Origin of the sequence: Massilia horti, assembly GCF_004614195.1 — a bacterium.
Lineage (GTDB): Bacteria > Pseudomonadota > Gammaproteobacteria > Burkholderiales > Burkholderiaceae_D > Telluria > Telluria horti.
The window spans coordinates 131,555-157,813 of the sequence record NZ_SPUM01000047.1 but is presented as its reverse complement, the minus strand read 5'-3'; the positions used below and the strand labels follow the sequence as shown (position 1 = coordinate 157,813).

Genomic DNA, 26,259 nt, shown 5'->3' with positions numbered 1-26,259 from the left:
AAGGGCTGGCTCGCTTTGGCTGCGAATACGTACGTGTCCACTTGATTGACCGATTGTTTCTTACCGATGAAATCAAACTCGAATCGTTTTGCCCTGCCGTTCATTCGTCGCAGCCTGATCGGCGCAGCCGTGCTGGCCCTGTGTGCTGGCCAAGCGCTTGCCGTCAACCCGTTCGTGGTCAAGGACATCCGGGTCGAGGGCATCCAGCGCACCGAAGCCGGCACCGTATTCAGCTACCTGCCGGTGCGCGTGGGCGAAACCTTCGATGACGACAAGGCCACCGCCGCCATCAAGGCCCTGTACGCGACCGGCTTCTTCAAGGACGTGCGCCTGGAAGAGGAGAACGGCGTGCTGGTCGTGCTGGTCGAGGAACGCCCGGCGATCGCATCGGTCGACTTCACCGGCACCAAGGAATTCGAAAAGGACATGCTGGTCAAGGCGCTCAAGGACATCGGCGTGGGCGAGACCAAGATCTTCGACAAGGCCTCGGTCGACCGCGCCGAGCAGGAGCTCAAGCGCCAGTACCTGTCGCGCGGCCTGTACGGCGTGAAGATCACCACCACCGTCACTCCGATCGAGCGCAACCGCGTCAACGTCATGTTCAACGTGGACGAAGGCGAGATCGCGCGCATCAAGCAGATCAACATCGTGGGCAACCACGCGTTCACCGACAAGCAGCTGCGCGAACTGCTGCAGCTGTCGACCTCGGGCTGGTTCACCTGGTATTCCAAGGCCGACCAGTACTCCAAGACCAAGCTGACCGGCGACATCGAGGCGATCAAGTCGTGGTACCTCGATCACGGCTACCTGGAAGCGAACGTCGAGTCCACCCAGGTCGCGATCACCCCGGACAAGAAGGACATCTACCTGACCATCAACATCACCGAAGGCGAGAAGTACACGGTTTCGGGGATCAAGCTGGACGGCGAACTGTTCGGCCGCGAGGCAGAGCTCAAGCAGCTTATCCTGCTCAAGCCCGGCCAGACCTATTCGGGCACGCTGCAGGAGCAGAGCAACAAGCGCATCGCCGCGCGCCTGGGCACCTTCGGCTACGCGTTCGCCAACGTGACCGCCAACCCGGAGATCGACCGCGCCAATCGCAAGGTGGCGTTCACCTTCTTCGTCGATCCTGGCAAGCGCGCCTACGTGCGCCACATGAACATCGCAGGCAATACCGTCACCCGTGACGAAGTGATCCGGCGCGAGTTCCGCCAGTTCGAAAGCTCGTGGTACAACGCCGACCTGGTCAAGCTCTCGCGCGACCGCGTCGACCGCCTCGGCTACTTCAAGGAAGTGACGGTGGAGACGCCGGAATCGCAGGGCACCTCGGACCAGGTCGACGTGAACATCAACGTGATCGAAAAACCGACCGGTAACTTCATGATCGGTGGCGCGTTCTCGCAGGCCGAAAGGTTCACCTTTACCGCGTCGATCCAGCAGGCCAACTTCGCCGGCAGCGGCAACACGGTCGGCCTCGAACTGAACACCAGCAAGTACAGCCGCACGATCGCATTCTCGCAGACCAATCCGTACTTCACCGACGACGGCGTCTCGCGTTCGTTCCAGGTTTACCTGCGCACCACCAAACCGCCGCTGGCCAACGTCGGCATGTTCACGATTCGCCAGACCGGCGGCAACATGACCTTCGGCGTGCCGTTCTCCGAAGCCGACACCGTGTTCTTCGGCGCCGGCGTGGAAAGCACCCGCCTTGAGACCGACGAGACCAGCCCGCAGCTGTACAAGACCTTCGTGACCAACAACGGCGGCCCGCCCAGTGGTGTCGGCATGGCGCGCACCAACGCCATTCCGCTGACGGTGGCCTGGGGCCGCGACACGCGCGACAGCGCGATGACGCCGACCCGCGGCCGCTACCAGCGCGCCAACCTCGAGCTGGACGTGATCGGCAACTCCAAGTACTACCGTGCGGTGTACGAGCAGCAGTGGTACAAGCCGCTCACGCGCTGGATGACCCTCGCGCTGCGCGGCGAAGCCGACTACGGCCACGGTCTGAAGGGCCACGCCTACCCGGTATTCAAGAACTTCTACGCGGGCGGCATCGGCTCGGTGCGCGGCTACGAGAGCTCCACGCTCGGCCGGGTCGACCCGACCTTCTACGATGCGGTCGGCGGCTCCAAGCGCCTGATCGGCAACGCCGAACTGCAGTTCCCGTTCCCCGGCGGCGGCACCGACCGCAGCCTGCGCTGGTTCGTGTTCAGCGATGCCGGCCAGGTATGGCAGGAAAACCAAAAGATCCGCCTGAACGAGCTGCGGGCCTCGGCCGGTATCGGCCTGTCGTGGATTTCCCCGGTGGGCCCGCTCAAGTTGAGTTATGCTAAGCCTTTGAATGCCTTGCCGGGCGACCGTCTTGAACGCTTCCAGTTCCAGATGGGTACCGGCTTCTGACGCGCAAAACGAGCCCTTTATCCTACGATAGCGGAGAACTATGTTAAAAAATCTGATTGCCTCGCTGCCCCGTAGCCTGGTGGTGGCCGCGCTGTGCGCCGGCGCATTCAGCCAGGCGCAGGCACAGGCTCCGGCCGCGGCGCAGTACGCGCCCAGCCGCATCGGGTTTGTGTTTACCGAGCGGCTGATGTCCGAATCGAAGATGGCCAAGGCGGCCGATGCCCGGATCCAGTCCGAATTCTCCAAGCGCCAGAAGGCGAACGAGGAGATGGTGACAAAGTTCAAAAAGATGTCCGAGAAGTTCGACGCCGACGCGCCGCGCCTGACCGACATTGAGCGCACCAAGCGTGCGCGCGAGCTGTTCGACATGGAAAAGGACGTGCAGCGGATGCAGCGCGAGTACCAGGAAGACCTGCTGCAGCGCACCAACGAGGAACGCGCCGCGATCGCGCAGAAGGCCTTCAAGCTGATCGAGCAGATCGCCGAGCAGGAACACCTGGACGCGGTGCTGCAGGAATCGGCCTGGTCGAGCCCGCGCATCGACATCACCGACAAGGTATTAAGGCTGCTCGACCAGGGCAAGTAAACACGTTTTGACCGGATTTGGAAGGACCAGGATGGGCACTCGACTGGGTGAATTGGTCGAACGCTTTGGTGGACAACTGGCGGGTGACCCGGAAATTGAAGTTGTTGGCATCGCGCCTTTGGCCGACGCACAAGACTGTCATCTCAGTTTTCTCAGCAATAGCAAGCTGCGCGCGCTGGCCGCGCAAAGCCAGGCCGCGGCGCTGATACTCTCGCCGCTGGACGAACCGACCGTGGCTGCCACCTATGGCGGCGCACGTATCATCACCACCAACCCTTACGCCTACTTTGCGCGCGTGGCGCAGTACTTCGCCGCGCTGGAAGAAGTGCTGCCCAGCCCCGGCATCGACCCGAGCGCCAGCGTGGCCAACAGCGCCGATATCCACCCGCGCGCGTTCATCGGACCGCATGCGACGATCGAGGCGGGCGCCAAGATTGGCGCCGGGGCGCGTATCGACGCCGGCTGCTTCGTGGGGCGCGACGCGCTGATCGGCGCGAGCACGCACCTGTTCGCCAACGTCACCTTCCATGCGCGCTGCGTGATCGGCGCGCGCGGCATCATCCACTCGGGCGCGGTGATCGGCGCGGACGGCTTCGGCTTTGCGGTCGAATCCGGCGTCTACATCAAGATCCCGCAGACCGGGCGGGTGGTGATCGGCGACGACGTCGAGATCGGCGCCAACTCCACCATCGACCGCGGCGCGCTGGCCGACACCGTGATCGAGGACGGGGTCAAACTGGACAACCAGATCCAGATCGGCCACAACTGCCGGATCGGCGCGCACACCGCCATGGCCGGCTGCGTGGGCGTGGCGGGCAGCGCCACGATTGGCAAGCATTGCACGTTCGGCGGCGCGGCGATGGTGCTGGGGCACCTCGAGATCGCCGACAACGTGCACATTTCGTCGGGCAGCATGGTGTCGCGCTCGGTCCTGGAGCCGGGGCAGTACACCGGTTTCTACCCGCTGGCCAAGAACGCCGAGTGGGAACGCAGCGCCGCCATCGTGCGCAACCTGACGGCGATGCGCGAAAAAATTCGCGCGCTTGAGAAAACAATTAAAACACTCACCAAAGATACATGACCACTACCGAAAACAAGACCCTGGACATCAACCAGATCAAGGAATACCTGCCGCACCGCTATCCGCTGCTGCTGGTGGACCGCGTGCTGGACTATGAACTGGGCAAGCGCATCACCGCGATCAAGAACGTCACGGTGAACGAAGAGTTCTTCAACGGGCACTTCCCGCACAAGCCGGTGATGCCGGGCGTGCTGATGATCGAAGCGATGGCGCAGACCGCCGCCATCCTGTCGTTCATGACGATGGACGTGAAGCCGGACGAGAACTCGGTCGTCTATTTTGTCGGCATCGACGGCGCGCGCTTCAAGCGCCCGGTCGAGCCGGGCGACCAGTTGAAGATGGACGTAGAAATCCTGCGCGTCGCGCGCGGCATCTGGAAGTACAAGGCAGTGGCGAGCGTGGACGGCAAGGTCGCGGTCGAAGCGGAGCTGATGTGCACCATCCGTGCCGCCGGCGACGCCAGCCAGCCAGCGGGGCAGTAATGACAAAGATTCACCCAAGCGCGATCGTCGACCCGAGGGCGGAGCTGGACAGCTCCGTCGAGGTCGGCCCGTATTCGATCATCGGACCGCACGTGCAGATCGGCGCGGGCACGGTGGTCGGGCCGCACGTGGTCATCGAAGGCCACACGACGATCGGCAGGGACAACCAGATATTCCAGTTCTCGTCGATCGGTGCCCAGCCGCAGGACAAGAAATGGGCCGGCGAACCGACCCGGCTGGAGATTGGCGATCGCAACACGATCCGCGAATTCTGCACTTTCAACACCGGCACAGTCCAGGACCAGGGCGTCACCCGCCTGGGCAACGACAACTGGATGTCGGCCTACGTGCACCTGGCGCATGACTGCCAGGTGGGCAGCAACACGATCTTCTCGAACAACGCGCAGCTGGCCGGCCACGTCCAGGTTGGCGACTGGGCGATCCTGTCCGGCTTCGCCGGCGTGCACCAGTTCTGCAAGATCGGCGCGCATGCCTTCATCGGCATGTACACCAGCCTGACCCAGGACGTGCCGCCGTACGTGCTCGTCTCCGGCAACCCGGCCGGCGCGCGCGGCATCAACGTCGAGGGCCTCAAGCGCCGCGGCTTCAGCCGCACCGAGATCGACGCCATCCGCAACGCCTACAAGCTGGTGTACCGCTCCGGGCTCACACTCGAGGAAGCCAAGGCCGCGCTGCTGGAGGAGGAACAGGCTGCGCCGCAGGCCGCGCCGTGCGTGCAGGCCATGCGCGAATTCCTCGGCGTCGCCAGCCGTGGCATCGTCCGCTGACATCTCGCTGGCCCTGGTCGCCGGCGAAGTCTCCGGCGACATGCTCGCATCGCGCCTGTTGGCGGGACTGCGGCCGCACCTGCCGCAAGCGCGCTTTCACGGCATAGGCGGGCCGCGCATGATGGAGCAGGGCTTCGTGTCGGAGGTGCCGATGGACACCCTGACCATACGTGGCCTGTTCGAAGTCATTCCGCGCTACCGCGAGCTCAAGGGCATCCAGAACCGCCTGCGCGACCGGTTGCTGGCCGAGCGCCCGGCCGCCTTCATCGGCGCAGACTACCCCGGCTTTAACCTGGGGCTGGAGGAACAGCTGCGTGCCGCCGGCATCCCCACCGTGCACTTCATCAGTCCCCAGATCTGGGCCTGGCGCGGCGGGCGCATCAAAAAGATCAAGCGCGCCGTGTCGCACATGCTGGTAATCTTCCCGTTCGAGGAAAAGATCTACCAAGACGCCGGCGTGCCCGTCACTTACATCGGCCATCCGCTGGCCGAGCAGATTCCGCTGCAGCCCGACCAGGCCGCGGCCAGGCGCGCGCTCGGGATTCCCCTTGACGCACGCGTGGTCACGCTCATGCCCGGCAGCCGCATGGCCGAACTGAAGTACCTGAGCGAACCGTTCGTCGGCGCCGCCAGACTGCTCGCGCAGCGCGACCCATCCTTGCGTTTCGTGGCGCCGATGGCTGGCGAGCGCCAGCGCAGCTATTTCAACGACCTGGTGGCGAAGGCCGGCCTGTCGGACGTGCCGGTGCAACTGGTCGACGGACAGTCGCACACCGCGATCGCCGCCGCCGACGCGGTGCTGGCCGCGTCGGGCACCGCGACGCTCGAAGTGGCGCTGTTCAAGAAGCCGATGGTCATCGCCTACAAGGTCATGCGCGCCTCCTGGGAGATCATGCGCCACATGGGCTACATGCCCTGGATCGGGCTGCCCAACATCCTGGCGCGCGAATTCGTCGTGCCCGAATACCTGCAGCATGCAGCCACCCCCGCCAATCTGGCCGAGGCGCTCTGGCGGCAGCTGGAAGACGCGGCCGGCCGCGACCGGCTCAAGCAGCGCTTCACCGACATGCATCACAGCCTGCTGCGTGACAGCGCAGCGGCCAGCGCGGACGCGGTCCTGCGCGTCATCGGTTCCAAGACATGAGAAAGAAGAAGATCGATTTTTACCCGGGCCTGCCGCCCAAGGACCGGCCGTTTACGCTGGAAGACATCGTGTGCGGCGTGGACGAGGCCGGGCGCGGCCCGCTCGCCGGCCCGGTGTACGCCGCCGCCGTGATCCTCGACCCCGCGCGGCCGATCGAAGGCCTGCGCGACTCCAAGAAGCTCTCCGCCGAACAGCGCGACGAACTGGCGCCGCAGATCAAGGAAAGCGCGCTGGCGTGGGCGGTGGCCGAATGCTCGCACCAGGAGATCGACGCGATCAACATCCTGCAGGCGACCATGCTCGCCATGCGGCGCGCGGTCGAGGCGCTGGCCATGGCGCCGACCATCGCCCTCATCGACGGCAACCGCTGCCCGCAACTGGCAATCCGCGCGCATGCAATCGTCGAAGGCGACGACAAGGTGTTCGCCATCTCGGCCGCCTCGATCCTCGCCAAGACCGCGCGCGACGCCGCGCTGGTGGCGCTGCACGAACAGTATCCGCAATACGGCTTCGACCAGCACAAGGGATATTCCACGCCGCTGCACCTGGAGCGCCTGCGTTTGCACGGGCCGTGCCCGATCCACCGCCGCTCGTTCGCGCCGGTGCGCGCCATGCTCGAACCTGATTTGTTCGGCCCGCCATGAAGACCATCACCTCGCGCGAGAACGCGTTCTACAAGGAGCTCAAGCAGCTCGCGACCAGCTCGCAGGCGCGGCGCAAAGCCGGCCGCAGCGTGCTCGATGGCGTGCACCTGTGCCAGGCCTGGCTCGACCTGCACGGCGAACCACTGTACTGCGTGGTGTCCGAAGGCGCGCTCGCCAACCCCGAAGTCGCGGCCATCGTGCAGCGGCTCGAGGCCGCGCACGCTCACGTGACCGCGCTGCCCGATGCGCTGTTTGGCGCGGTCAGCCAGGTCGAACACGGCATCAACCTGCTGTTCGTAATCGACACGCCCCATCCCGCCCAGCCCGCCAGGCTCACCGAATCGGCGGTGCTGCTCGACGGCGTGCAGGACCCGGGCAATGTCGGCTCGATTTTGAGGAGCGCGGCAGCCGCCGGCATCAAGCAGGTGTACGCGGGCGCGGGCACCGCATTCTGCTGGTCGCCCAAGGTGCTGCGCGCCGCCATGGGCGCGCACTTCGTGCTCGAGATATTCGAGAACGTGACGCTCCTTGACGTGGTGCGTTCATCGAAAGTCGCCGTGCTCGCCACCAGCGGCTACGCCAGCGAGCGCCTGTACAACGTCGACCTGCGGCGCCCGGTGGCCTGGGTGCTGGGGCACGAAGGGCAGGGCGTATCGAGCGAACTGCTGGAGCTGGCCACCCACCGCGTCGCGGTGCCGCACGCGGGCCGCGTCGAATCGCTGAACGTGGCCGCCTGCGCTGCGGTGTGCTTTTTTGAACAGCTGCGGCAACTTCAGGCATAGACGGCGGCGCGGCCTTCGGGTTAATCTGCCAAAAGTCGTAATGTGGAGCAGAGATGGACATCGGTCATTTGCACTTTTTGGTAGCGGAAGCTGACAACCCCCAGCGCACGGCGCTCTTGGACCTGCTGGGCGCGCTCGGCGCACGGCGCGTCACCGAGGTCCCGGACGGCCACATGGCGCTGCGCGCGTGCCAGGCTGGGGTGACGCCCGGGGTGGACGTGGCGATCGTGAACCTCGAGTTGCCCGGCATGGACGGTCTCGAGCTGATTCGCAATCTGGCCGTTCTCGAGACCGGCGCGCGCCTGATCGTGGTCGGCGCCCAGCACCCCAACCTGATGTTCGCGGTGGAGACGCTGGCGCAGGCGTTCGGCATCGACCTGCTCGGCACCATCGTCAAGCCGGTGACCGAGCCCAAACTCAAGGCGCTGCTCGACAACTACGTTCCAGCCGCGCGCCCGCACGCGCGGCCGATCGAGCCTACCTTCACCTTCTCCCAAGTGGGCACCGGCCTGCAAAAGCGCCAGTTCGAACCCTTCTTCCAGCCCAAGATTGAACTGGCCAGCGGGCAGGTAAAAGGACTGGAGATCTTCGCACGCTGGCGCCACCCCGAGCACGGCGTGCTGGGCCCATCGGCCTTCATCGGCGCGCTGGAAGAGAACAACCGCATCGACTTCCTCGACTGGAGCATGATCGAAATGTCGGTCGAGCGCTGCCGCTGGTTCCACGACCAGGGCATCCCGATCTCCATCTCGATCAACGTCGCGCCCGAAACGATCACGCACCCCAATTTCGTGCGCCAGATCACGGCCTGCATCGGACGGCACCGGGTCATGCCCGACTACCTGACGTTCGAAATGCCCGAATCATCGGTATTAAACAGCGACCCCAACTTCATCGAACGCCTGGTCCGGCTGCGGATGATGGGCTTTGGCCTGGCGATCGACGACTACGGCACCGGCCGATCGAACTTGCAGCTGCTCGCCCGGATTCCGTTCTCCGAACTTAAGATCGACCGCAGTTTTGTCGACGGCGCATCGCGCAAGCGCCCCTTGAGCACCGTGCTGCGTTCTTGCCTGGGCCTCGCGCACAGCCTGGACCGCATGTCGGTCGCGGTTGGCGTGGAAACGCGCCAGGACTGGGACTTCCTGCAAGGCCTGGGCTGCACCTACGCGCAGGGCTACCACATCGCCAACCCGATGGCCGCCGAAGACTTCCCCGGCTGGCTCGAAGACTGGCGCCATTTCTTCTAAATGAGGGTCAGAGTAGAATTATTCGGAACATTTAACAATTTCCGATTAATTCGACTCTGACCCTATTTAAGAAGTGGGGTCAGAGTCGAATTAATGGGAAATATTGCAAATTGCTCGGAAATTCGACTCTGACCCCATTTTCAGGGGATCAATATTCACGCCGATCGGGTTTGATTTCCTGCAGTATTGTCGTGGCGATTTCTTCGATGGATTTGGTGGTCGACGACAGCCAGCGGATGCCTTCGCGCTTCATCAGGATCTCCGCCTCGTTGACCTCGTAGCGGCAGTTCTCCAGCGAGGCGTACTTGCTGCCCGCGCGGCGTTCGTTGCGGATCTCGGACAGCCGCTCCGGCGAAATCGTCAGCCCGAACAGCTTGTGCTTGAACGGCGGCAGTGACGACGGCAGCTTGCTGCGCTCGAAGTCGTCCGGGATCAGCGGGTAGTTGGCTGCCTTGATGCCGTACTGCATCGCCAGGTACAGGCTGGTCGGCGTCTTGCCCGAACGCGACACACCCACCAGGATCACGTCCGCTTCCGCCAGGTTCTTGTGCGATTGCCCGTCGTCGTGCGCCAGCGAGAAGTTGATCGCCTCGATGCGGTTCTTGTATTCCTCGCTGTCGACCACGTTGTGGATCCGCCCCACGGTGTGCGTCGACTTCATTCCCAGTTCCAGTTCCAGCGGCGCGACGAAAGTCTGGAACAGGTCCATGTGCATGCCATTCGCGGCCCGAATCACGGCCGACAGGTCGTTTTTCACCAGCGTCGAAAAAACGATCGGCCGCTGGTTGTCGATCGCATAGGTTTCGTTGATCCGCCGCGCCGCGTCGCGCGCCTTGTCGATGCTGTCGATGAACGGCAGGCGGATCTGGCGGAAACGCATTTCGAACTGGCTCAGCACCGCGTGACCGAACGATTCCGCCGTTATACCTGTCCCGTCGGACACAAAGAAAACGGTACGTGCGGCGGGGAGGGGAGAGGGTCGGGTTTCAATGCTCATGGTTTCGTGTAGCTCATGCTTTGCTGAAGAGATGTGAGATTGTGCGCTGTAAATCCCAGCGGCAAGCGGTAAAATGCTCTGAACGGTTACAGATTCTGCTGCGGCGCCAAGCATAACAAGAAAACAGCCCTCCAGCCTGATGCAAAGATTTCCATCATCAAAAAGGTGTTATTACCATGACTAACTTGTCCAATGCAGCGCTGACGGAGCCCATCGCGGGCGCCGCCGGCGGCACAGGCGTCTACGTCGCCTCGTTCGAGGACTTGCGCATGACCGATGTTGAAACGGTCGGCGGCAAGAACGCCTCGCTCGGCGAGATGATCAGTCAGCTCGCGGAAGCCGGGGTGCGCGTGCCGGGCGGCTTTGCCACCACGGCACTGGCCTTCCGCGACTTCCTCGACCACAGCGTCGACGGCGGTCCGTCACTGGCCGCGCGCATCGCCGCGCGCCTCTCCAGCCTGGACGTGGACGACGTGCGCGCGCTGGCCGCGGCCGGCGCCGAGATCCGTGGCTGGATCATCGACACGCCGTTCCAGCCGCGCCTGGAGGCCGAGATCCATGCCTTCTACGATCGCCTGGTGGCCGGCTCCTCGACCGAGGTGTCGTTCGCGGTGCGTTCGTCGGCCACTGCCGAAGACCTGCCCGATGCCTCGTTCGCCGGCCAGCAGGAGACCTTCCTTAACGTGGTCGGCATCGACAACGTGCTCGAGGCCATGAAGCACGTGTTCGCGTCGCTGTACAACGACCGCGCGATCTCGTACCGTGTGCACAAGGGCTTCACCCACTCGGAAGTGGCGCTGTCGGCCGGTGTGCAGCGCATGGTGCGTTCGGACCTGGGCGCGTCGGGCGTGATGTTCACGATCGATACCGAGTCCGGCTTCAAGGACGTGGTGTTCATCACCTCCAGCTACGGCCTGGGCGAAACGGTGGTGCAGGGCGCGGTCAACCCGGACGAGTACTACGTCCACAAGCCGATGCTCGAGCAGGGCAAGCGCCCGGTGATCCGCAGGAACCTCGGTTCCAAGCTGATCAAGATGGAGTTCACCAGCGAGGCCAAGGCCGGCCGCTCGGTCAAGACGGTGGACGTGCCGATCGAGATGCGCAACCGCTATTCGCTGCTGGACGAGGAAGTGGTGGAGCTGGCCCGGTATGCGGTCATCATCGAGAAGCACTACGGCCGCCCGATGGACATCGAGTGGGGCAAGGACGGCCGCGACGGCAAGCTGTACATCCTGCAGGCGCGTCCCGAGACGGTGAAGTCGCAGCAGAAGGCGACCGACGCCCAGCAGCGCTTTTCGCTCAAGGGCAGCGGCACGGTGCTCACTTCCGGCCGCGCGATCGGCCAGAAGATCGGTGCCGGTCCGGTACGCGTGATCCACGACCCGTCCGAGATGGAGCGGGTGCAGCCGGGCGACGTGCTGGTGGCGGACATGACCGACCCGAACTGGGAACCGGTGATGAAGCGCGCATCGGCGATCGTCACCAACCGCGGCGGGCGTACCTGCCACGCGGCGATCATCGCGCGCGAGCTGGGCGTGCCGGCGGTGGTCGGCTGCGGCGACGCGACCGAGACGCTCAAGGATGGCACGTTCGTCACCGTGTCCTGCGCCGAAGGCGACGAGGGCAAGATCTACGACGGCCTGCTTGAGACCGAAGTGACCGAAGTCTCGCGCGGCGATCTGCCCCCGCTCAAGACCAAGATCATGCTCAACGTCGGCAACCCGCAGCTGGCGTTCGACTTCCAGGCGGTGCCCAACGGCGGCGTCGGCCTGGCGCGCCTTGAGTTCATCATCAACAACAACATCGGTGTGCACCCGAAGGCGATCCTCGAATATCCGAACATCGACCCGGACCTGAAGAAAGCGGTGGAGTCGGTCGCGCGCGGCCACGCTTCGCCGCGTGCCTTCTACGTCGACAAGCTGGCCGAAGGCGTCGCGACCATCGCGGCCGCTTTCTTCCCCAAGCCGGTGATCGTGCGCCTGTCGGACTTCAAGTCGAACGAGTACAAGAAGCTGATCGGCGGTTCGCGCTACGAGCCGGACGAGGAAAACCCGATGCTGGGCTTCCGCGGCGCGGCGCGCTACCTGGCCCCGGACTTCGCGGAATCGTTCGAGATGGAGTGCGCCGCCATGAAGCGCGTGCGTAACGAAATGGGCCTGACCAACGTCGAGCTGATGGTGCCGTTCGTGCGCACCCTCGGCCAGGCCGAGCAGGTGGTCGAGCTGCTGGCCAAAAATGGCCTGAAGCGCGGCGAGAACGGCCTGCGCCTGATCATGATGTGCGAGGTGCCGTCCAACGCCATCCTGGCGGAGCAGTTCCTGCAGCACTTCGACGGCTTCTCGATCGGCTCCAACGACCTGACCCAGCTGACCCTGGGCCTGGACCGCGACTCCGGCATGGCGCTCCTGGCCAAGGACTTCGACGAGCGCGACCCGGCGGTCAAGGCGCTGCTGTCGATGGCGATCAAGGCCTGCCGCGCCCAGGGCAAGTACATCGGCATCTGCGGCCAGGGGCCGTCGGACAATCCGGACTTTGCCGCGTGGTTGATGGAGCAGGGTATCGAGTCGATGTCCCTCAATCCTGACTCGGTGATCGAAACCTGGCAGAAGCTGGCCGCGATGTAATCGCTGGGTGCGCCAGCGCACGCAGTCCCAAAATCGTCGTCCCCGCCTGCGCGGGGACGACGTGCCTGGCGATTCCCGTTACGCCCCACAATATAAAACCCTCGTCGATGCGTTCGACGAGGGTTTTTTATTTCCGATTCAGGGCCAACAAAAGGGAAATAATTAAAGCTCAGCAATTCGCTGCGCGCCAATAGGTTATTGCCAGATTAATTGTCGTATTGGCAATCCAGCATTGTTTGATATTGTCGATTTAAAGGCCGTATAAAGCTTGAATTCGCACGTGTTGACTAATCGCTAAAACCAGTTAGACTATGAATATTGAATTGATTGGTAAATAAGCATTCTAACTGTGACCAGCGCAACCATAAGCCCTCGTCAGCCCTAAAAGGGATGCGGGGGCTTTTTGTCGCCCGGCGCGTCGCACTGGCGCCAATGGCTGCGGGATTTTTGCAATTGACCGACGTATGGAGGACGAGATGTCGATTTGGTTAAGTTGGCTCGCCGCGGCCGGCCTGCTGCTGATTCTGGAATTGTTCACCGGGACGTTTTACTTGCTGATGATCGCCATCGGGTTGGCTTTCGGGGCGCTCGCCGCGCTGCTGGGAGCCAGCATGTCGCTGCAGGCGATCGTGGCAGGCGCCGTCGGCGTGCTTGCCACCGGAATGCTGCACCGCAGCCGGATCGCCAGGCCCAGGACCAATCCGGCGCGCGACCGCAATGTCAATCTCGACATCGGCCAGCACATCACGGTGCCGGTCTGGGAGCAGGGCAAGGCGCGCGTCAAATACCGTGGCGCCATGTGGGACGTCGAATTAGGCCAAGGCGCAGCGCCGCACCCGGGCGACTTCAAGATCGTCGAGATCCAGGGCAGCCGCCTGATCGTCTCGGATTCGTAAGCTTCACCAAAAACTCACTGACAAATAAAGGATGCACATGACTTTCGGTTCGGTCGCACTGGTTATCTTTATTCTCGCGCTGGTCTTCGTAATCAAGACGGTCAACGTGGTACCGCAGCAGCATGCCTGGGTGGTCGAGCGGCTTGGCAAATACCACGCGACGCTGGCGCCTGGCCTGAACATTGTGATTCCATTTGTTGACCGCATCGCCTACAAGCACGTCCTGAAGGAGATTCCACTCGACGTGCCGCCCCAGGTCTGCATCACCAAGGACAACACCCAACTGCAGGTTGACGGCATCCTGTATTTCCAGGTCACCGACGCGATGCGCGCATCGTATGGCTCGTCCAACTACATCCAGGCCATCACCCAATTGGCGCAGACCACGCTGCGTTCCGTGATCGGCAAAATGGAGCTCGACAAGACATTCGAGGAGCGCGAGCACATCAACACCACGATCGTCAACGCGATCGACGAATCGGCTGCCAACTGGGGCGTCAAGGTACTGCGCTACGAGATCAAGGATCTGACGCCGCCGGCCGAAATCCTGCATGCGATGCAGGCCCAGATCACCGCCGAACGGGAAAAGCGCGCACGCATTGCCGCGTCCGAGGGCCGCCGCCAGGAGCAGATCAACATCGCAGAGGGTGACCGCGCGGCGGCCGTCGCCCGTTCGGAAGGCGAAAAGCAGGCCGCGATCAACCGCGCGCAGGGCGAAGCCGCGGCGATCGTGGCATTGGCCGAGGCCAGTGCCAGCGCTTTGCGTCAGGTGGGCGAGGCGGTCCATGCGCCGGGCGGCATGGACGCGGTGAACCTGCGCGTTGCCGAGCGTTACGTCGATGCTTTCGGTGGCCTCGCCAAGACCAACAACTCGATCATCGTGCCGGCCGATCTGGGCGACATGAGCGGCCTGATTGCCAGCGCGCTGCAAATCGTGAAGGCGCAAAAGTAAGGGCGCAAACCAGTAACCTACGAGGAAGCGCCAAACGGGAATTCCCATGACCTCCAAACGCGTCCTGATCATCATGCTGGTGATGATCGGCTTTTTCAGCGGGCTGGACGCGGCTTATCGCGCAAGCGGCCTGCCGCAGTCGCTTGGCTGGAACTTGTCACTGGAGCTGGCCCTTAACTTCCTCGGTTTCGCCTGGTATCGCTACGACAGCGATGCGCGTCACTACATACGCTCGCGCTGGCTCAATGTCTGCATAGTGGGATTGATGCCGTTCGCGGTGCCGTACTACCTGGTACGTAGCCGCCAGCGCGGCGAGAAGTTGCGCGCAATTTTCAAATGTGCGGGTTTTGCCTTTCTCATGTTACTGGCGTCCGCGGTCGGCGTATTGTTGGGCAGGCATGCGGTTTAAGCATCGTTAAAGATTCGGCGGGTATAACGCTGTTATTACAACTCATCAGGGAATCCGTCATGAAAAGCTGGCTGCGTGCGAACAAAGGCTTTGTCGCGTTCCTCCTGTTGTTCGGCATCTTCCGGACCGCCGTGGCGGACTGGAATCCGATCCCGTCCGGATCGATGCACCCGAACCTGCTGGAGGGAGACGTGGTGTTCGTCAACCGGCTTGCGTTCGACCTCAAGCTGCCGCTGACTGACGTGGTGCTGGCGCGCCTGGGCGACCCGCAGCGCGGCGACGTGGTCACCTTTGCCTCGCCGCGCGACGGCACGCGCCTGATCAAACGCGTGGTCGCTTTGCCGGGCGATGTGGTCGAGATGCGCAACGAGCGCCTGTTCATCAACGGACGCGGCGCCAGTTACGCGCTGCTGGGCCATACTCTCGAGCCGATCGCCGGGCAGCTGGCGCCGGCGCTGCGCCTGTCCGAGACGCTGGGCGGACGCGTGCACGACATCCAGGTGGTCCCGCAGATCGACGCAGCGCGCAATTTCGGTCCCGTCACCATCCCTGCCGACCAGTTCCTCATGCTGGGCGATAACCGCGACAACAGCGCCGACTCGCGTTTTATTGGCCTGGTGCCGCGCAATCTCCTGATCGGCCGCGCCGTACGCGTGCTCGTATCGGCCGACTACCAGGGCAACTGGATGCCGCGCACCGAGCGCTTCGGGATGAAGCTCCACTGACGCGCGGCAGTCACTACTTGGTGATGACGACGTTGCCGTCGTCACGGCCCACCGGGTCCAGCCGCCCATACAGCCCGTGCATTTCACCATCGGGGCCTGAGGCGAAGAACAGGGTATTGGTCGGCTGGCTCTCCACGCCGTTGCCGAACTGCAGAGCCCACAGCCCGTCGATAAAAATCGGCCTGCGGTCCACACCGCGCAGCGTTCCTACAAACTTGCCGCTTTCGAGCTCGTAGGCATGGATCCTGCCATTGCCGAAATTGCCGACCAGCAAACGGCTGCCGAATTCTCCGAAGCTGGCTGGAGCGAGCGCCATTCCCCACGGCGAATTGAGCTCGCCGCGCGAGATCAGCCGGCGCAGCAGGCGTCCTTCCGGATCGAACACGTTGACGAAACCGTTGCCCAGGCCGGGCACATCGTCATGGCGGGCTTCGTCCTGCTTGGCGTAGCTCACGTAGATGTCGCCATTAATCGCCTGGATTCCGAACGGGGCGAAGCCTTTCGGCAGGCGCGGGTCGTGAAAGCGCTTAGGGGGCAGGGTGACCAGGTGGAAGTTGGTGTCGAACACATCGATCCGGTTGTTATGGAAGTCGGCAGCGTACAGCAGCGGCTCGGTGCCATTTGCGCTGAGCGCAATGCCCTTGTAGACGGCGCCGTCGGTGCTGCTGAACACGCGGATCGCGCTGGTAGTGTTGACATTCGGTGCCCAGGCAGAAATGCCGCCGTCCTCGGCGGCAAAGATGAAGCGGGCTGGGCCTGAAAATATGTTTTGGGTGACGATAAAGCCGGGTCCGCCATAGAACACGACACCGGTCGGCGTGCCCGGCACATCCGGCGAGGGGCCAGGGATCGTCACCACCAGCGGCTGCGGCACCCCGTTGCCGTTGTACAGGGTGGCCACGCCCGTGCCATTGTCTGCCACCCACGCGGGGCCGAACGGATTGAAGGCGACACCCCAGGAGTTGACCAGGTTGGGGTCGATGTGTTCGGCGGGAATGGTCGGGGTGTCGGTCACGAGATTGCGCTGGCGATAGATGCCCTCACGTGGCGGGGTGACGCATCCGGTGGCGAGCGCCGCGATGAGGAGCGTGCCCAGCGCGGTGGCCAGGCGCTTGTTCAAGGTGTTCATTTGCAAGTCCCCTAAAGGTTGATGTGCAGGTCGGTGCGACTCATCTTGCGCGCGCCCTCGCGGCTCGTGTTGAGGCTGCCTAAACAGGCGTACTCATCCGTTCTGGAAAGCCGGTACAATCCCGTTCCCTGGCGCACGGATTACGGCGCCGACATTTATTTTCTGGAGTAGTACTGATGCACCGATTGCTGACTGTTGTCCTGGCCTGTCTCGGTATGGTGGGCGCGCTCGCGATCGATGCCTACCTGCCCTCGATGCCCGCGATCGGCCGCGCGTTTGCGGTCGGCCCGGTCGCGGTGCAGCAGACGCTGAGCGTGTTCCTGTTCGCGTTCGCGTTCATGATGCTGTTCTACGGCACGCTGTCCGATTCGTTCGGGCGCCGGCCCGTCATCCTGGCCGCGATGTCGGTCTACACCCTGACCTCGCTTGGCGCCGCCTGCGCGCCAAGCTTTGGCGCCCTGCTGGCGCTGCGCGCGCTGCAGGGCATGTCGGCGGGCGCCGGCATGGTGATCGGCCAGGCTATCGTGCAGGATCGCTTTGCCGGGGCGCAGGCGCAGAAGATGATGTCCCACATCATGATGGTGTTCGGGCTGGCGCCGGCGGTCGCCCCGGTGCTCGGCGGCTGGCTGTATGTGAGCTTCGGCTGGCGTTCGGTCTTCCTGTTCCTGGCGCTGTTTGGCGCCGCCATGATCGCGCTCGCGTGGCACCTGCTGCCCGAGAGCCTGCCGCCTGAAAAGCGCCATGCCTTCCATCCGGTCGCCATCGGACGCAACTACCTCAAGGTGCTGGGGCACCCGCAGTTCCTGCTGCTGGCGCTGTCGGTGGGCCTGGCGTTCGGCGGCCTGTCGCTGTACATCGGCTCGGCCGCCAACTTCGTGATGGAAATTTTGCACCAGCCGGAGACCGCGTTCGGCTGGCTGTTCATCCCGCTCATCTCGGGCTCGGTGATCGGCGCGGCCTGGGGTGGGCGCCATGCGGCGAAGTGGACGCCGGCGCGCAGCAAGTGGACCGGTTACGCGATCATGGGGGCGGCGGCGGCGCTGAACGTCGGCTACACGGCCCTGTTCGCGCCCGCGCTTCCGTGGGCGGTGCTGCCACTGTTCGTCTACACCTTTGGGCTGTCGGTCGCGATGCCGGCGGTGCAGGTGATGGCACTGGCGCTGTTCCCGGACAACCGCGGACTGGGCTCGTCGATGCTGTCGTTCGTGCAGATGATGGCGTTCGCGCTGATGTCGGGATTGGTGGCGCCGCTGCTGTTTGGCAGCGCATTCAAGCTGGCGTGCGGGCTTGCTGTGGGGCTGGTGCTAAGCCTTCTGAGCTGGAGGATGAGCGTGCGGTCGCGTTCGGAAGCTGCCTCGGCGGTGGTTGGTTAAGGGTGGGCGGGTCCTCCCGCCGACGCGTTCAAACAGAGCGTGCATCAACCTAACAATAGCAGGAGGCGTAGGGTGCGCACCTGTGCGCACGCGGTTCGCGAACGTAGCGTAATCGATGCGGCAGCCGCAAGTCGGCATGCGTGGACGGGCTTTTCGCGCCTCGCCCTCAGCGCCGATGCTGCTTCATCGCCTTTTCCACCTCGCGCTTGGCATCGCGGTCTTTTTCGGTGTCGCGCTTGTCGTGCTGCTTCTTGCCCTTGGCCAGCCCGACCTCACATTTGACGCGCCCGGCCTTGAAGTGCAGGTTCAGCGGCACCAAGGTGTATCCCGAACGCTCGACCTTGCCGACCAGTTTGTCGATCTCGGCCTTGTGCAGCAGCAGTTTGCGGGTGCGCAGCGCTTCCGGGTGGCTGAAGGAGGAGGTGGTGGTCAAGGCGCTGACGTGCGCGCCGAACAGGAACAGTTCGCCATTGCGAACCACAACGTACGCTTCCTTGATCTGTACGCGTCCCTCGCGGATCGCCTTCACTTCCCACCCTTCAAGCACGAGGCCGGCTTCGTATCGGTCCTCGATGAAGTAGTCGAAAAAGGCTTTTTTATTATCAACAATGCTCATGAAATCGCTAAATTCCGCGGGTCGGTTAAACTACTGTTGTTCCCGCTCCCAACAGGTTGTTCGACAAACCTCTGGAAGCGAAAAAAGCAACACACCCAACATCATAACAAACGGTTGACCGATGGCAGTAGTACACAAATCAGTTTTTCTCGGCTACAGCGCCGAACAGATGTTCGACCTGGTGGCGAAAGTCGAAGACTATCCCAAGTTTCTTCCCTGGTGCGGCGGGGTCAAGGTGATCGAGCAGTCCGAGGACAAACTGGTGGCCTGCCTCTCGATCAATTTTCACGGCGTCAAGCAAAGCTTCACGACTTCGAACCACAACCAGCGCCCGCAGCTGATGAAAATGCATCTGGTCGACGGGCCGTTCAAGGTGCTGGAAGGGACCTGGAATTTCAAGTCATTGCGCGCCGATGCGTGCAAGATCGAGTTCGACCTGCACTATGAATTTTCGAGCATCATCCTTGAACAGCTGATCGGACCGGTGTTCGGCATGATTGCCAATAACATGGTCGATTCGTTCTGCAAGCGTGCGGAGACTTTATATGGCTGAGCCTCTTCAGGTTTACGTCTGCTACGCCACCGCGCAGCGCGAATTCATCCGCCCGATGCGGGTGGAGCAGGGCACCACCATCGGCCAGGCGATCGAGCAGAGCGGTGTGCTGGCCCAGTTCCCTGAAATTAACCTGGTCACCCAGCCGGTTGGCATCTACGCCAAGAAGAAAACGCTCGAGACGGTGCTGCGCGAGCGCGACCGCATCGAGATCTACCGGCCGCTGGTGGCCGATCCCAAGGATTCGCGCCGCAAGCGCGCCGCCAAAAAGGACGCCGCGCGCCAGGCTTAGCGGCAATCCGCGAGCACGCGGATGGTCTTGGCCAGACGCAGTGTGCGCTCCGCGTCGGTGAGGAAGCCGCGCTCGCCGCTGGCGGTCGTCGTGCTCATCCGTTCCCCGGACTCGAGGGCAGCCTTGTACCGGCGCGCCGCCTCGCAGTTTTCCGCCTGCGCCTGCTTGCGCTGGGTTTCCTCGGCAGCCTTGGTATCCTCTTCGGCACGGGCCTGCTGGCGTTTGCGGAAATCCTGCTCACGTTCCGCGAGCGTGGGCGGCCCCTTCTTTTTGTCAATCTGGGCCTGGGCAGCTGGCGGCGCGTCGGGCTCCTGCGCCAGCCCCTTCGGCGCCTTCAGGATCTGCGCACGCGGGGTGCCTGGCGGCGGCGGACGGTCCGAATACTGGCGGACGCCCTTGGCATCAATCCACACGTATTGCGCTTGCGCGAGGCCGGCATACAGCAACAGGGCGGCGCAGGCGAACCGGCGCAGCGGAATCGAACGGACGAGCTGGTTCATGTGATGGTTCCTCGGATAACTCGTCCGATTTCGCCACGAATTGCCGAGGCTGTCAATCTCAGGCAAGCTCGGCTGCAATTTTTCGGGCAGCGTCGAGACGTGCGCAGCGTCTTTCTGTATAATTCGCTTTTGCGCCTATAGGAAAATGCTATGCGTCTACTCCAAAAAGCACTCACGTTCGATGACGTGCTGCTCGTCCCGGCCTACTCCAACGTTCTTCCGGCCGAAACCTCCCTCCGCACCAAGCTGACCCGAAATATCTCGCTCAATATTCCGCTGCTGTCGGCGGCGATGGACACCGTCACCGAAGCACGCCTGGCAATCGCAATGGCGCAGGAAGGCGGTATCGGTATCGTGCACAAGAACCTGAGCCCGAAGGACCAGGCGCGCGAAGTGGCACGCGTCAAGCGTTTCGAGGCCGGCGTGCTGCGCGACCCGATCACGATTCCGCCGACCATGAAAATCCGCGAAGTGCTGGCCTTGGCTGCCCAGCACGGAATCAGCGGCTTCCCGGTGGTGGAGGGAAAGCAAGTGGTGGGCATCATCACCAACCGCGACCTGCGTTTTGAAGAGGACCTGGACGCGGAAGCACGTGCCAAGATGACCCCGCGCGAAGAGCTGGTGTACGTGAAGGAAGACGCGGACACGGCTGAGGCGAAGCGCCTGATGAACAAGCACCGCCTTGAGCGCGTGCTGGTCGTCAACGACGACTTCGAACTGCGCGGCCTGATCACGGTCAAGGACATCCTGAAGTCGCACGAGCACCCGCTGGCATCGAAAGATTCGCAAGGCAAACTGCTGGTAGGCGCGGCGGTGGGCGTCGGCGAGCGCGACGAAGAGCGCATCCACCTGCTGGTGCAGGCCGGCGTGGACGTGCTGGTGGTGGACACCGCGCACGGCCATTCGCAGGGCATCCTGAACCGCGTCAAGTGGATCAAGGAACAATACCCGCACGTAGACGTTATCGGCGGCAATATCGCCACCGCTGCCGCGGCCAAGGCGCTGGTCGAGCATGGCGCGGACGCGGTCAAGGTCGGCATCGGACCGGGCTCGATCTGCACCACCCGGATCGTGGCCGGCGTGGGCGTGCCGCAGATCACCGCAATCTCGAATGTGGCGCAGGCGCTGGAAGGCACCGGCGTGCCATGCATCGCCGACGGCGGCATCCGCTACTCGGGCGACATCTCCAAGGCACTGGCAGCGGGCGCGCATACCGTCATGATGGGCAGCATGTTTGCCGGTACCGAAGAGGCGCCGGGCGAAGTGGTGCTGTACCAGGGCCGCAGCTACAAATCGTACCGCGGCATGGGCAGCCTGGGCGCGATGGCCGAAGGCTCGGCCGACCGCTACTTCCAGGACGCGCAGGCCAAGGCCGAGAAGTTCGTCCCGGAAGGCATCGAAGGCCGCGTCGCCTACAAGGGCAGCGTGCTGGCGATCGTCTACCAACTGGTCGGTGGCGTGCGCCAGTCGCTGGGCTACTGCGGTTGCAAGACCATCGAAGAACTGCGCGAGAAAGCCGAGTTCGTCGAAATCACGTCGGCCGGCATGCGCGAATCGCACGTACACGACGTGCAGATTACCAAGGAAGCGCCGAACTACCGTTCGGAATAAATTGAACAAACGCGGCCCCATTCCGGCCGCGTTTTTTTCGTAGGGTGCGCACCAGTGCGCACGCGGACGCAATCGCACCGCAATCGCTCGCATACACCCTACGTGTCACCGATTTAGCCACTTTTCTCGCATTACATGCACTCGAAAATTCTCATTCTCGACTTCGGATCCCAGGTTACCCAGCTGATCGCGCGCCGCGTGCGCGACGCCGGCGTTTTCTCCGAAGTGTATCCCTACGACGTCAGCGACGAATTCGTCCGCAATTACGGCGCCGCCGGCATCATCCTGTCCGGCAGCCACAACTCGACGCTGGAAGGCGATTCGCCGCGCGCCCCGCAAGCCGTGTTTGAAATCGGCGTGCCCGTGCTGGGCATCTGCTACGGCATGCAAACGATGGCCGCTCAGCTGGGCGGCAAGGTCGAAAATGGCCTGGTGCGCGAATTCGGTTACGCCGAAGTGCGCGCGCGTGGCCATACCAAGCTCCTGAACGGCATCAACGACTTCGTCACCGGCGAAGGCCACGGCATGCTCAAGGTCTGGATGAGCCACGGCGACAAGGTCCTCGACATGCCGCCGGGCTTCAAGCTGATGGGCAGCACCGAAAGCTGCCCGATCGCCGCCATGGCCGACGAGGAGCGCCGTTTCTACGCACTGCAGTTCCACCCGGAAGTGACGCATACGACGCAGGGCGAAGCCATCATCGGCCGCTTCGTGCACGAGATCTGCGGCTGCAAGTCGGACTGGAACATGCCCGACTACATCGGCGAAGCCGTTGCCAAGATCCGCGAGCAGGTCGGCGGCGACGAGGTGATCCTCGGCCTGTCCGGCGGCGTCGATTCGAGCGTGGCGGCGGCCCTGATCCACCGCGCGATCGGCGACCAGCTGACCTGCGTGTTCGTCGACCACGGCCTGCTGCGCAAGGACGAAGGCAAGATGGTCATGGACATGTTCGCCAAGAACCTGGGCGTGAAGGTGCTGCACATCGACGCGTCCGCGCAATTCATGGGCCATCTGGCCGGCGTGACCGATCCCGAGCAGAAGCGCAAGATCATCGGCCGCGAATTCGTCGAGGTATTCCAGGAACAATCCAAGAAACTGACCAACGCCAGGTGGCTGGCGCAGGGCACGATCTACCCGGACGTGATCGAATCGGCCGGCAAGGGCAAGAAAGGGCAGACCATCAAGAGCCACCACAACGTGGGCGGTCTGCCGGAAACGTTGAACCTCAAGCTGCTTGAACCGCTGCGCGAACTGTTCAAGGATGAAGTGCGCAAGCTGGGCGTAGCGCTGGGCCTGCCGCACGACATGGTGTATCGCCATCCGTTCCCGGGTCCAGGCCTGGGCGTGCGCATCCTGGGCGAAGTCAAGAAGGAATTCGCCGACCTGCTGCGCGAAGCCGACGCGATCTTCATCGAAGAGCTGCGCAAGACCCCGTTCGAAGCGCCGCTGGTGCCGGGCATCGACCCCGGCAAGGCGCCGGTGAACTGGTACGAGGCGACCAGCCAGGCGTTCGCGGTGTTCCTGCCGGTAAAGTCGGTGGGCGTGATGGGCGACGGCCGCACCTATGAGTACGTGGTCGCGCTGCGCGCGGTGCAGACGCTGGACTTCATGACGGCGCACTGGGCGCACCTGCCGCATTCGCTGCTGGGGAAGGTGTCGAACCGCATCATCAACGAGGTGCGCGGGATTAACCGTGTGGTGTATGACATCTCGGGGAAGCCGCCGGCGACGATTGAGTGGGAGTGATTCGCAGCTCGGCAATGCCTGGCAATCTCAGGCATTTGAAGTGACCCAAGCCCCTGATTTCAGGGGCTTTTTTAATGCCCGGTTCGGCAAGAACCGGCAATTGCGGGCAACATGAAGCAGCAAAGTTTGATGGTATCGATGATGGTGCTGTCGTGGCGCTGTACCACTGCGTATCAAGCGAGGGGAAATTGGTCATTTTGAGACCAACGGGGCGGTCAATGGCGTACATGTTCGATTCCTCATTGACACCGGCGCAACTGCCGTATCCATAACGAACGAAGTAGCGCGCGGGACTACATGGTGCTCCGCAGACGCCCTGGCAAATAGCTCCATTGTTGGCCCGCTGACAGCGGCCAACGCCGCGACGTGATGACATAATTCAACATCGAGGAAAAGCCTAGCAGTACATCACGCCCCGCACGACGGGGCTGAGGCATTGAGAGGGCCCGGCCGCCGGTTATGGATTGCACCTACGTTGACGTTCCTTGGGGAAACGGTATAAACCATATTGAGGAAACCATGAGCACGGTCGGTGTAACGGCCAACCGCGTAGAGCTAAGTCACCAGCGCTGTATATTTGGGCAAGCTCGACTCGTAGTGCGCGCACATTTGGCCCCTCTATCGTCGATAATTGAAGGGAGTTCATGTGGGTGTAGTGAATGAAATCCAGGAAGGCATAAAGGCGTTCGGTGAAATAGCAGTAAAGCCGCTTCTCGCATTGGCGTTTGGCAGTGGCTTTCTAATTTTCGCACCGGTGTCAATTCTTGGCCCGGCCGGAATGACCGAGCTGGTGAGCGAGTATCGACCGTGGGTCGGCGGCACCTTCACGCTTTCGTGTGCGTACTTGTTGGCCCATGCCGTCAAATATCTTACGGATAGCCTTAGAGGGTGGCAGGCTGCTCGGTCGCTCGATAAGCAACGTACGAAGTGGCTAGCAAGCCTGACGCCTGACGAGAAGGGACGATTGATACCCTACATTCGAGACGAACGCGCATCGGTCACGTTTCCCATTGAGGACGGAGTCGTCGGCGGCCTTCAAAGGAAGGGCATTCTGTATCGCGCATCGAATCTTGGGCACGCGATCCGTGGTTTCCCTTACAACCTCCAGCCTTGGGCTCGCGAAGCTCTTTTGGCGCGCCCTGAATTTCTCGACGGAGCCGAGGAGGTTGCGCGTGGCCAGCATGACTGGATGGCGCTATAGTACCGGGAAAACCTCGCGCGGAAGCGCGAGCACCGGTCAGTAGCCGTGCCGCGCTACTGTTATTTTCCGGGCCTGTTATCTGAGCACAGGCCGGACGTGCCCTGCAAGCGGCTGGTGGCGCTGCGATGATTCTCATGCGCTTGACGGAACGCGCTGGTTCGCCCAAGGCAGCTTGCTACCGGCGGCGACGTTCGACTTGCCGCCTGGCGTCTTTGGTAAATCGGCTCGCGCGCCGCCGACAATGCAGCGGCGTGGGAAGTGGCAGTTGGTACGGCTCGCCCGGGCATCCGAGACAACCCTCTGAAAAAAACACCAGCGTAAGAAGCAAGGGCAAGGGCAGGGGCATTTTCGCGAGCACGCGGCCGCGAAAACCGGGACGGCTCTGGCCTGCGGTCTCGCCCATTCGGGCTTCTGTCCCTGACAGCAAGCCCCGGCGCCAGTGATCAGTTCGTTCGCGTTGGGGACGTTGGCGGCGCACCTGACCTGCGGCCAGGTACCGGAGAGGCCACTAGCTGCGCGAGGCTGATCAGCTCGCCGCAGTGAAGCGGACGCGCTGCGGTATCGGCGGCCAGCTAGCGGGCGGCGGGCGCTGGCGGGCAATGAAAGCAGCAGCGTTTCCAGCCAAACCCGACAGCGAAGCCGCCGCGCGTGGCAAATGAAAACACCGGGTGCCTTACGTCCGCCCTCAAATGAACTACTCCAGCGTGAGAGGTTCGGTACCTGGCCCGCTTACGAAGGTCCCAACCAGCGGGCGCTATCCGGTTGCAGGGAGCTATTAGGGCGTGCTAAAGTGGATGTAAGTATTTGATAATAGTGAGGAATGGGCGCTGCGCCATGATCGGATAGCAGGCTTTTGTCGGAAACAAGCACACCCATTTGGGTGCCTATTTCACGTTAGGGAATGATCTTGAAAGTCTTTGCCCTGAGAATGCTGTTCTTACTTGCTGCCGCTTTGGCGGGGGCTGCGCCATTCTTTTGGGCTTCAAATCTCGGCATTCTCGGTGTCATAGCTTGGCCATTGTTCTTTGAAATCTATTCCCCGGTCTTTTTCCTCGCTGTTTGCCTCGCTACGGCGGCCGTCCTCCCGCTGAAACGCCTAGTTCGGATTCGAATGGCTCTGTGCGCCGCGTTGGTAGCGGCGCTATTGGCTGCTTACTGTCTTGGCTCCGTGGCATTGCATGCGGCATCAGTTATCTGCGTCCTAGTACTGCTCGTCCTTTGTGCAAGTTGCTTCCTCCTGCCAATTGGAGGCCCTAACAAACCATTCAACCCGGACGCGCTAAAGCGCGCCGGTTAATCGCAACGTTTGAGCTCAAACTATGAAGCTCCTTCCTCCATTCGACGCCCCAAAGCGCGTGCGATTTTCGGTCCACGTTCTCTGGGCCGTCCTCGCGTTCGGCATCATCGTTCGCTTCGCGCTATTTGATTCATATGGAGTGAGCCTAGCGAAGCTCCTTTGGCTCTCGGTTATCGGG

The 26,259-nt window shown here is 62.8% G+C and carries 25 protein-coding genes; 21 read left to right on the top strand and 4 right to left on the bottom strand.

Features of this window, described 5'->3' with window-relative positions; translation table 11 throughout:
* Nucleotides 1-66 precede the first annotated feature (66 nt).
* From bamA to E4O92_RS08560, 9 genes are read left to right on the top strand one after another with little or no spacing between them, the layout of a single operon-like run.
* Complete coding sequence (gene bamA, locus E4O92_RS08600) at nucleotides 67-2,403, top strand: outer membrane protein assembly factor BamA (RefSeq protein ID WP_135189353.1); 2,337 nt, start codon at nucleotides 67-69, stop codon at nucleotides 2,401-2,403.
* Between the two features lie 40 nt (nucleotides 2,404-2,443).
* On the top strand, nucleotides 2,444-2,989 hold the full coding sequence (locus E4O92_RS08595) for an OmpH/Skp family outer membrane protein (RefSeq protein ID WP_135189352.1): 546 nt from the start codon (nucleotides 2,444-2,446) through the stop codon (nucleotides 2,987-2,989).
* Nucleotides 2,990-3,020: 31 nt separating this feature from the next.
* On the top strand, nucleotides 3,021-4,070 hold the full coding sequence (gene lpxD / locus E4O92_RS08590; RefSeq protein WP_135189351.1) for a UDP-3-O-(3-hydroxymyristoyl)glucosamine N-acyltransferase: 1,050 nt from the start codon (nucleotides 3,021-3,023) through the stop codon (nucleotides 4,068-4,070).
* A complete protein-coding gene (gene fabZ, locus E4O92_RS08585; RefSeq protein WP_135189350.1) occupies nucleotides 4,067-4,552 on the top strand; it encodes a 3-hydroxyacyl-ACP dehydratase FabZ in 486 nt (161 codons plus the stop codon). Before lpxD ends, fabZ begins: the two co-directional genes overlap by 4 nt.
* Nucleotides 4,552-5,340 carry an acyl-ACP--UDP-N-acetylglucosamine O-acyltransferase gene (gene lpxA / locus E4O92_RS08580; RefSeq protein WP_135189349.1) on the top strand — a complete coding sequence of 263 codons (789 nt, stop codon included), beginning with the start codon at nucleotides 4,552-4,554 and terminating at the stop codon, nucleotides 5,338-5,340. The genes fabZ and lpxA overlap by 1 nt, the downstream gene beginning before the upstream one ends.
* Nucleotides 5,324-6,484, top strand: a complete 1,161-nt coding sequence (gene lpxB / locus E4O92_RS08575) for a lipid-A-disaccharide synthase (protein WP_135189348.1) — start codon at nucleotides 5,324-5,326, stop codon at nucleotides 6,482-6,484. The genes lpxA and lpxB overlap by 17 nt, the downstream gene beginning before the upstream one ends.
* Nucleotides 6,481-7,128 carry a ribonuclease HII gene (gene rnhB / locus E4O92_RS08570; protein ID WP_135189347.1) on the top strand — a complete coding sequence of 216 codons (648 nt, stop codon included), beginning with the start codon at nucleotides 6,481-6,483 and terminating at the stop codon, nucleotides 7,126-7,128. The genes lpxB and rnhB overlap by 4 nt, the downstream gene beginning before the upstream one ends.
* On the top strand, nucleotides 7,125-7,910 hold the full coding sequence (locus E4O92_RS08565) for a TrmH family RNA methyltransferase (RefSeq protein WP_135189346.1): 786 nt from the start codon (nucleotides 7,125-7,127) through the stop codon (nucleotides 7,908-7,910). Before rnhB ends, E4O92_RS08565 begins: the two co-directional genes overlap by 4 nt.
* A 53-nt stretch (nucleotides 7,911-7,963) precedes the next feature.
* Nucleotides 7,964-9,160, top strand: a complete 1,197-nt coding sequence (locus E4O92_RS08560) for an EAL domain-containing response regulator (protein WP_135189345.1) — start codon at nucleotides 7,964-7,966, stop codon at nucleotides 9,158-9,160.
* 148 nt (nucleotides 9,161-9,308) lie between these two features.
* Here E4O92_RS08560 and ppsR read toward each other — a convergent pair whose 3' ends face one another.
* Complete coding sequence (gene ppsR / locus E4O92_RS08555) at nucleotides 9,309-10,157, bottom strand: posphoenolpyruvate synthetase regulatory kinase/phosphorylase PpsR (RefSeq protein ID WP_135189344.1); 849 nt, start codon at nucleotides 10,155-10,157, stop codon at nucleotides 9,309-9,311.
* Nucleotides 10,158-10,333: 176 nt separating this feature from the next.
* Here ppsR and ppsA point away from each other — a divergent pair, with 176 nt between their 5' ends.
* The 5 genes from ppsA (at nucleotide 10,334) to lepB (ending at nucleotide 15,763) form a co-directional block, all read left to right on the top strand.
* Entirely contained in the window at nucleotides 10,334-12,781 is a 2,448-nt protein-coding gene (ppsA, locus tag E4O92_RS08550; RefSeq protein ID WP_267873784.1) for a phosphoenolpyruvate synthase, read from the top strand.
* A 476-nt stretch (nucleotides 12,782-13,257) separates the two neighbouring features.
* The gene (locus tag E4O92_RS08545; protein WP_135189343.1) at nucleotides 13,258-13,677 is read left to right on the top strand and encodes an NfeD family protein; all 420 of its coding nucleotides are present in this window, start codon (nucleotides 13,258-13,260) and stop codon (nucleotides 13,675-13,677) included.
* A 31-nt stretch (nucleotides 13,678-13,708) separates the two neighbouring features.
* Nucleotides 13,709-14,629, top strand: coding sequence for an SPFH domain-containing protein (locus tag E4O92_RS08540; RefSeq protein ID WP_135189342.1), 921 nt, complete (start codon nucleotides 13,709-13,711; stop codon nucleotides 14,627-14,629).
* Between the two features lie 46 nt (nucleotides 14,630-14,675).
* Nucleotides 14,676-15,038 carry a hypothetical protein gene (locus E4O92_RS08535; protein WP_135189341.1) on the top strand — a complete coding sequence of 121 codons (363 nt, stop codon included), beginning with the start codon at nucleotides 14,676-14,678 and terminating at the stop codon, nucleotides 15,036-15,038.
* Between the two features lie 59 nt (nucleotides 15,039-15,097).
* Nucleotides 15,098-15,763 carry a signal peptidase I gene (lepB, locus tag E4O92_RS08530; protein ID WP_135189340.1) on the top strand — a complete coding sequence of 222 codons (666 nt, stop codon included), beginning with the start codon at nucleotides 15,098-15,100 and terminating at the stop codon, nucleotides 15,761-15,763.
* 13 nt (nucleotides 15,764-15,776) lie between these two features.
* Here lepB and E4O92_RS08525 read toward each other — a convergent pair whose 3' ends face one another.
* Entirely contained in the window at nucleotides 15,777-16,892 is a 1,116-nt protein-coding gene (locus tag E4O92_RS08525) for a TIGR03118 family protein (RefSeq protein ID WP_135189339.1), read from the bottom strand.
* Nucleotides 16,893-17,068: 176 nt separating this feature from the next.
* Between E4O92_RS08525 and E4O92_RS08520 the strand changes: the two genes are divergently transcribed.
* On the top strand, nucleotides 17,069-18,265 hold the full coding sequence (locus E4O92_RS08520) for a multidrug effflux MFS transporter (RefSeq protein ID WP_135189338.1): 1,197 nt from the start codon (nucleotides 17,069-17,071) through the stop codon (nucleotides 18,263-18,265).
* 166 nt (nucleotides 18,266-18,431) lie between these two features.
* On the opposite strand, the gene smpB is transcribed toward E4O92_RS08520, so the two are convergent.
* Entirely contained in the window at nucleotides 18,432-18,881 is a 450-nt protein-coding gene (smpB, locus tag E4O92_RS08515) for an SsrA-binding protein SmpB (protein ID WP_135189337.1), read from the bottom strand.
* A 121-nt stretch (nucleotides 18,882-19,002) separates the two neighbouring features.
* Here smpB and E4O92_RS08510 point away from each other — a divergent pair, with 121 nt between their 5' ends.
* Nucleotides 19,003-19,434 (top strand): type II toxin-antitoxin system RatA family toxin, encoded by a 432-nt coding sequence (locus tag E4O92_RS08510; protein WP_135189336.1) that lies wholly within the window; start codon nucleotides 19,003-19,005, stop codon nucleotides 19,432-19,434.
* The gene (locus E4O92_RS08505; protein WP_135189335.1) at nucleotides 19,427-19,726 is read left to right on the top strand and encodes an RnfH family protein; all 300 of its coding nucleotides are present in this window, start codon (nucleotides 19,427-19,429) and stop codon (nucleotides 19,724-19,726) included. The genes E4O92_RS08510 and E4O92_RS08505 overlap by 8 nt, the downstream gene beginning before the upstream one ends.
* Here the strand turns inward: E4O92_RS08505 and E4O92_RS08500 are convergent.
* Nucleotides 19,723-20,226, bottom strand: coding sequence for a DUF4124 domain-containing protein (locus E4O92_RS08500; protein ID WP_135189334.1), 504 nt, complete (start codon nucleotides 20,224-20,226; stop codon nucleotides 19,723-19,725). The genes E4O92_RS08505 and E4O92_RS08500 overlap by 4 nt on opposite strands.
* A 150-nt stretch (nucleotides 20,227-20,376) precedes the next feature.
* Here E4O92_RS08500 and guaB point away from each other — a divergent pair, with 150 nt between their 5' ends.
* The 4 genes from guaB to E4O92_RS08480 all read left to right on the top strand — a co-directional run bounded on the left by guaB (nucleotide 20,377) and on the right by E4O92_RS08480 (nucleotide 24,784).
* Nucleotides 20,377-21,837 (top strand): IMP dehydrogenase, encoded by a 1,461-nt coding sequence (gene guaB / locus E4O92_RS08495; protein ID WP_135189333.1) that lies wholly within the window; start codon nucleotides 20,377-20,379, stop codon nucleotides 21,835-21,837.
* A 135-nt stretch (nucleotides 21,838-21,972) separates the two neighbouring features.
* Nucleotides 21,973-23,583, top strand: coding sequence for a glutamine-hydrolyzing GMP synthase (gene guaA, locus E4O92_RS08490; RefSeq protein WP_135189332.1), 1,611 nt, complete (start codon nucleotides 21,973-21,975; stop codon nucleotides 23,581-23,583).
* A 166-nt stretch (nucleotides 23,584-23,749) separates the two neighbouring features.
* Nucleotides 23,750-23,953: a retroviral-like aspartic protease family protein gene (locus E4O92_RS25450; protein WP_135189397.1), complete on the top strand. Its 204-nt coding sequence runs from the start codon at nucleotides 23,750-23,752 to the stop codon at nucleotides 23,951-23,953.
* 285 nt (nucleotides 23,954-24,238) lie between these two features.
* Entirely contained in the window at nucleotides 24,239-24,784 is a 546-nt protein-coding gene (locus tag E4O92_RS08480; protein ID WP_229483176.1) for a superinfection exclusion B family protein, read from the top strand.
* Nucleotides 24,785-26,259: the final 1,475 nt, after the last annotated feature.